The following is an 8,463-nucleotide window of genomic DNA, read 5'->3' as shown; positions in this document are numbered from 1 at the left end:
AAAAAGTACCTAGGTAAGATAGATAAATAGGTCCAGAAATATATGCCCATAAAGTTAAAATTTCGATTAACTTTTTTTGGTCGAAATTTAGAAAAACATATGCTTTTGGAAAGAAATGAAAAATTGATAATACGGCTACATAACTTAGTAAATAGCAAAGAGTTGCTACAAGATATTTTTTTATCATATCGGATATTTCTAAAGCTAAATTTCATGAATATCTAAACATCTTTTTTTAAAAAAATCATGCATTTGTAGATATTTTCTAGCTAAAAAGTTTGATAAATTCTAATAAAATATCAATTTAATTGTTTGTTGATAGATTCCATTGTCAAAAGCTTCTATTTTGTTCAGAAAAAATAAATAATTAGTCAAATTTGTTTTTTATAGCTTTGAAATTAATTTAATTATTTTCTAAGAGGACCTTTTCTCTTACGAATGGCTTTAGCTAATTTATTTAATCTATTCTTAGGTTGATACAATTCGATCAAAACATGATGCATTAACTCATAAGCATCAAAAACATCATCTAAAGTAATTTCAGAACTACTATGACTTCCTGCATTACCCAACCATTTAATTGCATATAGAATATCTTCAAGTTTGCCTAAAACTATATTTTTATCTTTTGCCTTGGTTATTCGTGTGTCTAAAGTCAATCGAACTCTTTTCTTTTGTTTATTACTAGTTGTTTTAGGAATACGAAAGTTAGTTAACAAGTGTTCTATAGCTACACGAACTTTATTAGCAGCTGAGCTAGGAGAAAGTAATGTAATAGAAAAGGCTTCAAGTAGCGGATTTTTAATATCCTCTGGGCAATTAGAGGGAATATCAAAAAAATGTAAGGCAGGTTGGAAAAATTTTGCCTCAAAAAGACAAACATATTCTGAACTAGTATATGTATAGCGATCATCAGATGTAAAAACAGGCTCTTCGCTAATAAAACCAGTGCCGGAACTAATTACATGTTCTTCACAAGCAGTATTTCTGCATACCAAAATGGCCGTATAAACAGAAGTTCTCCAATCATCTTCCCAATAATCTTCTTGTAGCATTTTTCTTGTAGATGATGTTTCTGATGAGTGAAACTTATCTTTATCAAGTTGAAGACTCAATTTTCCACATGTTGGACAGCTATAAGTAATGCCACTATCTAAAGTGAAAGGTTTTTTAAATAATTGTCTGTCCATAATTTTTAATACTTTAATCTTAAAAGTGATTTTAATAGTCGTTAGATGATATCAAGCCTATTAAAAAGGGTCTGTATAAGATGGACGGTTTAAAGATCCTAGCAGTGAAGTGTAAAAAATATTTTAAAATTAACATCCTATGAATTACATAAAGTACAGCTATAGAGCTTAACTTTTATATAGTTCATATGGGATTTTACGTTAAATAAATGAGAATTATTTGGTATGAAGAACAGAACTTATCATTAGTTCTGTTCTTTCTGAGGCGTTCTAGAAATTAACTTTGTGAAGTTAATTGAAGGAAGAATAATAGGTTCATATCCAGCATTTAAAAGAAATGTCGATATAAAGGCTCTAAAATAAGGAAAAGCAATAGCAGGAGCATTTACCTTTGGAAAATGCGAATCTCTAAATTCACTACTGATTGGTTTATCAGTAATAAATTCAGAAAGGTACACTATTTTTACGATAAATCCTTCCTTTAGTTGGAGTTCTGTTCTAAGTTCAATCGCAAAATTTTGGGCATCCTCTTCAATTGGGAATTTAGTACCTACATCTAAAGTAAACTCTGTCTTTTCAATAGAATCTTTAGCCTCTTCTAAAACTAGATTTACAACTTTAGAGGATTTCAATTGAAGCGATATAGACATAAAAAATTCCTAGGCAGCCAGAGCTTCAAAATAAGGACTATCGTTAGTAGCCTCAAATAGATTAAGTTTAGTCTGGCAATCAATTTCAGTTACGTGTTGAATTGATACGTTGTTATCATCAACACGATTTATCATATTAAAATCTGAATCATCATATGTCTTAGCTTCAGCGCCATAGATGAAATCTTCACTTGTTAAAATATTGTGGAAGTCAGATTCATCATCAATGATGCCATATTCATCAAGATATTCACCTAACGTTATACCTGAATAATTTCCATCTAATTTATTGAAATTAAGAAGAAAATCTTCAGATGAACTTGTTTCTATCCACTTAGTAACCGCATATAGACTATTCATATTATTTTCCTGTATTCGGTAGCTGAACCACTTGATATTGATTTCTAACAAGACGTCTAATTTGAAATAACTCTTTGTTTCCTAAATAACTAGCATATTTTTCAGAAATAAAAAGTTGTTGTCTCGTGGGTAAATATAAGTGATGTTGAAAACCATCCCTTTCACCCTCCAAATAAGGGTATTTCAAAGTACATTTTGCCAGATCAGCAGCTTTTATTGCTGAATATGAAAAGAACTCTCTACCTGCTTGATTTTCAATTTTAGCTTGTTCTCGTAAGTGATCTAACATCTTTGAAACAGGAATGTCTTTAGCCGTTTCACGTGTTAATTCTGTACTCATTCGAGAAAGGTAAGCTCTAATTTGCTTTTCAAACTCTAATTGATGACTCACATTTCCTACTAAATCTAAAAGATCTGTTGTAGGAATTTCTATAATAAACTTAGTAATAACATATCCATTAGGATATTTATCTTTACGTTCCCCCCATTTAATAGCAAAAAAATGGGAATCAGTCCAAAAATAGTATCCTTGTCCTAACCATTGTTCTTCGTCTGTATTGGAATGATAAGGTACATTTTCAAAAATAGTAGATATAGAACCTTGCAAATGACAAGTATGAAAAGCATCAATTTGTGTACTTACCACGTATGAGGTCCTGTTGGATTACAAATGTAATGAGAAGAACTATTTGCGTAAGTATAGTTTCTTTTTGAAATGGGACAATACTTAATTAATTATATATTTAATTAAAGACAAGTAGTTATTCAACTATATGTAAGGTCCAGACATAATGTCTGGACTTATTTCATACTAAAGTTCTTCATCTAGATTTATATCTTGAGATGGATTCCAAACGAGATCTTCTATTTTTTCTAAAATTTTTTCTGGTTTTGTATCAGTGTCAGATATGCCACATTCCTGGCATTCGCCAAAGTAATGATTATCACTGACTTGATGTATGTTCATTGTTTTCAAATTGCATATTGGGCAGACATCTACCAGAAATAAAGGATGAGATTTTGCTTCTTTTATGTATCTTGCTTTTTCTTCCGCTTGTCTTTCAAGTTCTGCATTTTCAGCTTCTATTTTTTTAGCAATTTCGGCTAATTCAGCTTTTGTTAATTGGCTTTCATTCCAATCTGGAAAATACTTTGAACGTGGACCAAGATCTGGCCCTCGATTAGGATAATTTGTTGGATTCTCTTCTGGAAAATCTTCGAAATACTCTGACCATTCCCCCATTTTTTATTCCTCTATAGTGTTTAAATTCTCTAAAATTAACATAATACGGATTATACGAAATCATCAATGTATAGCTTTAATTTCCTGTTGGAAAGCCATGAAACATCCATTGTATTCCCCATAAGATTACTAAGATAAGGATCACCCAAACCATAATCTTTAAATTATACATTCTGTAAGTTTTCCTAAAATTAACATAATACGCGTTATACGAAACGCCCGAAAAAATTACTTCAAAAACAATGTTTTATGTCATTTAAAAAAGCCTAAGCAGTCAATCTTAGGCTTTTTTAGCAATTTTTAGTGTTCCACGATCAATAAGTAAGCAATGTTCCACGGTTTTGTTCAGTTTTAATAAACCTCATCCGGTTTTTTGATGAGTCATTATTTCATGTGCTTGCACTGAACTTGGCTCATCAAAAAATTGGAGTCCTGGCTAACCATAAGGAAGGAAAAAACGGCTCAGGAAGCCCCTCTTTTTAGGTTCAGGCTCAACATGTTCTGGAACAGGGATACGTTTGTTCTCTGGAGTAGTCAATCCGTCCTCTTTAACCTGCTTTAACTGAATATTTGTTGCCATATCAGTTGGGTTTGGTGAAATATTACTTTCAATATTCTCTTTATTAGGTTCACTACTAGCTTTAGGTGGCTTCATTTCAATTAGTGTAAGAAGCGTATCGATACGAGCATTAGCTTTAGCCTCTCTATCTTCTGCTTTTTCTAATTGTTTCTTTAAAAAGTCGATCTGATTTTTTAACTCTACTACTGTTTTATCAGTGTATTCGGGTGTATCCAGATTCTGTATTAGAGACGTATCAATACGTTTTGACTGCTTTCCAGAAAACGGTTCACCATATACACGCAATAATTCTGAAAAGTCTATTAAACCATCATGATCACGGCTTAATACCCCATTTTTTATATCTTTATAAAGTGTCGCTCTAGATTTTTTATACAGTGTGGCAGCATCACTAACACTGTATTTTGTACTTGTTTTCATAGTGTATTACTGTGTATTTAAGATACGTATTGAAGAATACAATAAGTGTATTCTTCAATACACTCAAGGTTTGAAGCCTAAGTTCCGTAAGTAAGGTAAAAACTGCTTCTGTTGTTTTGGATCTCTAAGTTTTTCCTTGATTTTTGAAGCTAATATTTCATAGCTCTCACCCTCACGTGCTAGATGAGAAAGTTCATGTAGACGCGATAGTTGATTACCAAACATGTTTATCTGAGCATCTGTTAACTTATAGAACTCTTTCGGTATGTCTGTACTTTCCTGACCAATACTTTTTGTTTTTTCTTTAAAAGAAAAAGTAATGTGAGTAACTTTACGACCTGTTTTTTTCTGCTCATACGTCACACGTAAAGGGCTGTATTCATTTATTTGATCTACAGCAGTATCAATTACCCTTTTTTTAAAATCAGCAAATAACGGATACTTTTTACCTAGTTCCAGCATGGTTCGTAGATTATCAACAGAGATTTCACGCTTACCTATTTGTCTGTATTGCACCAGTAACTCATAGATACGGATACCGTACCCACTGTTGATACCTGCGATATCAGATAGAGCATATTTCGTAAATTCTCTACTTAGGTTGGATATAAAAGGCAAAATTGGTTTTGAAAAGCGAATACCAATGACACTTTGACTATCTAAAAACTGAACCTCTTGTACCCATCTCATTTTGATAGATTTATCGTCCACAGAGAGGTTGATAGACCTTTCATAAAGTCTATTAATCCCTTCTTTTAAATCTCTATAGGCTGTTTTCTCGTGTACTCCTAGGAGCTGTAATTCATTAACACTCACTGGGTATAACTCATCATCTGTGATGGGTTGATTCTTTGGAATACGTGAAATAGCTGCTAAGACAATACGTTGCTCTACGGCACTTAATTGATATGAAGCTTCTATAACTTGATTTGATTTTACAACTTGATTCTTATCCAAAATAAAACCATTTAATTTTTAATATATGACAAATATATACTTGTCATAGTTAGTAGTCAATCCGTCATAGTTAAGTAGTCAATCCGTCATAGTTAGTAGTCAATCCGTCATAGTTAGTAGTCAATCCGTCATATTTAAATGCTGAAACCATTGCTACTAAAGGCATACAGAGGGCTGAAAAGATTTAAAATATTTAAAAATAATTAAAAAAGGAAATTTGAAAAATTGCCCTTGGTTTTCGCTTCGCTCAAACTCTATTGAATCTCGCTTTCGCTCGATTCGTCGGGGCAATTTTTGGTTAATATTTTCGTGACTTTTAGAAAAGCAAAAGCAACTCGGAATTCGCTTCGCTCATAAGCTTTTTTTTCTCGCTACGCTCGGTTTAGGGATCAAAATTGGAAAGTTCGCACCCATTCGGGATGCTCTGTAAAGCAGGTGATTGATGGATAGGGAGCTTGTAATCAGGGAAAGGGATGGGCAAATTTTCTCAGTTCGCTCGTAGACACTCGCTCTGTTTAGCGACTCATGCCACGAGATTTCATTCTAGGCGCATGTTGCTGTGCTTTGAGTTGTTGTTCTTGTCTGAGTTTCAGCTGTTGTTCTGCTTTGATCTCATTCACACATTTTTTAATGACTTGATAGGTTGAGTATAGAGTCTGGTATTGCTTGGCTTTGGCCGGATGTTGTTGTTGGTACTGCTTCCAGGCATGTTCTTTGAACTTTTCATTTTCCAATAAGTCCTTCATACCATGTTTTTTCTGGTGTTCATGCTGACCTTTTAGCTTTTTGTGTTCCTGATAAACCTCGTCACGTTGGGCTTCCCAGGCTTTTTTTCCAAACAGTAAGGGTTTGTTCTGGGTTAATTCATTGTGTTGATCGACCAGACTTTGCAACTTGTCATGACTTTGTTTCAGTCTGTTTTTCACGATGTCTTGGGCGAGCTGCTGACTAAACTCATTTTTATGCTTTTGCATCTTGCCCAAGGTGTTTTCTGCCTTTTTAAAAACATCCTGCATAAATTCTAGGTCTAGATTCGCGTCTTTTGCGCTGATTTCGCGATTTAGCACTTTGCCAAGGGTTTCCCTCTGTTTTTCTTCAAACAAGGCTTTTTCGTCAATTGGTGGAGTTTTAGCACTATTTTTGATTTGGATCTGCTGTTCAGTTTTTAGTATATTGAGTTTGATCTCATTTTCAGCAATCAGCAGATCCATATTTTTGCCGTATTGCAACTGAGCCTGATTTCTCTGTTTGATTTCGTCATTGCTTCGGCTGATTTCGGTCTCAATCCCTTTTCGGCGCAGTTCGGTGACTTTCGGCCCTTCGTGCAGCGTGGCTTCTAAACCATTCTCCTGGTCTTTGTAGCTGCGGTGGTCGACCCGGGCGGTAGATCCGGCCAGATCCAGGTGCATATTGCAGATATCGGCAAAGTGTTCGCGCCAGTGTTCGATTTCTCCACTGTGTTTCTGATCCAGTTCCCGGGTTTTCTCGGTGAAGCCTTCCGGAGTAAGTTTGCGTGTGCTCATCAGGATATGCGCGTGATAATTGCGTTCATCACTACCAGATCCAGTATGCGGTGCATGAATACAGGCATCGACGGCCACCTGATGTCTGTCCACGATACTGGCGCATAGCTCTTTGAGCATGGCCAGGCGTTGTTCCTGATTTAATTCACTTGGAAAAGCGATTTCAAATTCTCGGGCAACTGTCGAGTTTTTTCGGGTTTCCCGTTGTTCAACTTCGTTCCAGAGTCTTTCCCGGTTTTTTAAATGTTCTGGTGCGCCTTCGGGTAAATAAATTTCTTTATATTCCACACCTGTTTTTCGGCTGTAATCATGTTCTCGGCCCTCACGTTCACAATAGATCTTTTCACCTGCCCGATAGGCAATCGCAGCAGTAGCGGAACGCCCTGCTGATCGTGCTACGGTTTTGACTGAAAAGTGGTAAATCGCCATGCCTATTTTTCGCTTTTAAATTTTCACGTAGTGAAATACAACCGTGGATACGGTTGTCGGGGTATTGGGGAGACCCCAATCGGACTTGCAAACGAAGTTTGCATAAGTGCGCTCTTCGAGGAAAACATTACTATACATATAGCACCTTGAATGCATATTCAAGTGCGCTTATGTTAGGGATGGTTTCCCAGGATGATGGTATTGGATTAATGAGCGTTACTGAAACACTAGACAGCAAAATTAAAGCCCAGGAAGAAAGGCTAAAGCAGTTAAAAGCTCAAAGACAGGCAGCACTGGCAAGAGAACGTGCCAAAGAGAAAGAACAGGCAAGAAAGGATGATACCAGACGTAAGATTTTAATCGGCTCCTGCATGCTGAAGATTACTGAAGAAGATGAGCAGGCAAGAGCAAAATTGATTGCCCAGATGGACCGTTATTTAGTGGATGATCGAGACAGAAAACTATTTAACTTATAAGATAAGCAATTATAGTAATTAATACTTTTTAAAATATTTGAAAGTATTAATTACTACAAAGTTTCTAAATATTTTAAAATTAATTCTAATCTAGAAAGACTATCTAAATAATTTTGAACTTCTAAATATTGTTCCCAAGTAAAATAATTCGTATTTTTTATAGTATTTAGATTAGTAATTAAATAATTTAATGCTACTAAATAGGCTTGTCTACGATCAATAATTTCTTGTGATCTAAACTTCCCTTTTAATTTGTATAGCATGATTGTTAGATCATTTACTTGATGTCTATGCTCCTCTAGAAATCTAATTAATTCATAATCTATAATTTGTTCTTCTAATTCATAAGGTTTTGAATTATAGGAAGAAATATTCAGTGAAGTGTTTGCAGGAATATAATCTCCTAGTTTCTTATAGATTAATTTTATTTTAAAACTAGATTCAAATAATCCATTCTGCAACACGGAAACTTTATCTAAAAGACGTTGTAACCTAAGCTGATCTAACCAAAAAGTACCTAGGTAAGATAGATAAATAGGTCCAGAAATATATGCCCATAAAGTTAAAATTTCGATTAACTTTTTTTGGTCGAAATTTAGAAAAACATATGCTTTTGGAAAGAAATGAAAAATTGA

10 protein-coding genes are annotated in these 8,463 nt (G+C 34.4%); 1 reads left to right on the top strand and 9 read right to left on the bottom strand.

Annotation, left to right across the window (positions count from 1 at the left end; genetic code table 11):
- Nucleotides 1-407 precede the first annotated feature (407 nt).
- From FTU77_RS15630 to mobQ, 8 genes are all read right to left on the bottom strand, one after another.
- Nucleotides 408-1,190, bottom strand: coding sequence for a DUF4145 domain-containing protein (locus FTU77_RS15630; protein ID WP_180056178.1), 783 nt, complete (start codon nt 1,188-1,190; stop codon nt 408-410).
- Nucleotides 1,191-1,435: 245 nt separating this feature from the next.
- Complete coding sequence (locus FTU77_RS15625) at nt 1,436-1,840, bottom strand: protein-export chaperone SecB (protein ID WP_180056177.1); 405 nt, start codon at nt 1,838-1,840, stop codon at nt 1,436-1,438.
- 9 nt (nt 1,841-1,849) lie between these two features.
- On the bottom strand, nt 1,850-2,200 hold the full coding sequence (locus tag FTU77_RS15620) for a hypothetical protein (protein WP_180056176.1): 351 nt from the start codon (nt 2,198-2,200) through the stop codon (nt 1,850-1,852).
- A gap of 1 nt (nt 2,201) precedes the next feature.
- Nucleotides 2,202-2,846, bottom strand: coding sequence for a hypothetical protein (locus FTU77_RS15615; protein WP_180056175.1), 645 nt, complete (start codon nt 2,844-2,846; stop codon nt 2,202-2,204).
- Nucleotides 2,847-3,011: 165 nt separating this feature from the next.
- A complete protein-coding gene (locus FTU77_RS15610; RefSeq protein WP_180056174.1) occupies nt 3,012-3,443 on the bottom strand; it encodes a hypothetical protein in 432 nt (143 codons plus the stop codon).
- A gap of 436 nt (nt 3,444-3,879) precedes the next feature.
- Nucleotides 3,880-4,443 carry a plasmid replication DNA-binding protein gene (locus FTU77_RS15605; RefSeq protein WP_086266488.1) on the bottom strand — a complete coding sequence of 188 codons (564 nt, stop codon included), beginning with the start codon at nt 4,441-4,443 and terminating at the stop codon, nt 3,880-3,882.
- A 63-nt stretch (nt 4,444-4,506) separates the two neighbouring features.
- Nucleotides 4,507-5,400: a replication initiation protein RepM gene (gene repM, locus FTU77_RS15600; RefSeq protein ID WP_004734502.1), complete on the bottom strand. Its 894-nt coding sequence runs from the start codon at nt 5,398-5,400 to the stop codon at nt 4,507-4,509.
- Nucleotides 5,401-5,915: 515 nt separating this feature from the next.
- Nucleotides 5,916-7,352: a MobQ family relaxase gene (gene mobQ / locus FTU77_RS15595; RefSeq protein WP_180056173.1), complete on the bottom strand. Its 1,437-nt coding sequence runs from the start codon at nt 7,350-7,352 to the stop codon at nt 5,916-5,918.
- A gap of 209 nt (nt 7,353-7,561) precedes the next feature.
- On the opposite strand from mobQ, the gene FTU77_RS15590 reads away from it, so the two are divergent.
- Nucleotides 7,562-7,828 carry a mobilization protein gene (locus FTU77_RS15590; RefSeq protein ID WP_180056179.1) on the top strand — a complete coding sequence of 89 codons (267 nt, stop codon included), beginning with the start codon at nt 7,562-7,564 and terminating at the stop codon, nt 7,826-7,828.
- Nucleotides 7,829-7,881: 53 nt separating this feature from the next.
- Here FTU77_RS15590 and FTU77_RS15585 read toward each other — a convergent pair.
- Nucleotides 7,882-8,463: hypothetical protein (locus FTU77_RS15585; protein WP_180056172.1), on the bottom strand; the 582-nt coding region annotated here is incomplete at its 5' end.

The organism is Acinetobacter sp. YH12142 (assembly GCF_013418435.1).
Lineage (GTDB): Bacteria > Pseudomonadota > Gammaproteobacteria > Pseudomonadales > Moraxellaceae > Acinetobacter > Acinetobacter amyesii.
Note: the sequence above shows the minus strand (reverse complement) of the source record. Positions and strands in the feature narration are given on the sequence as shown.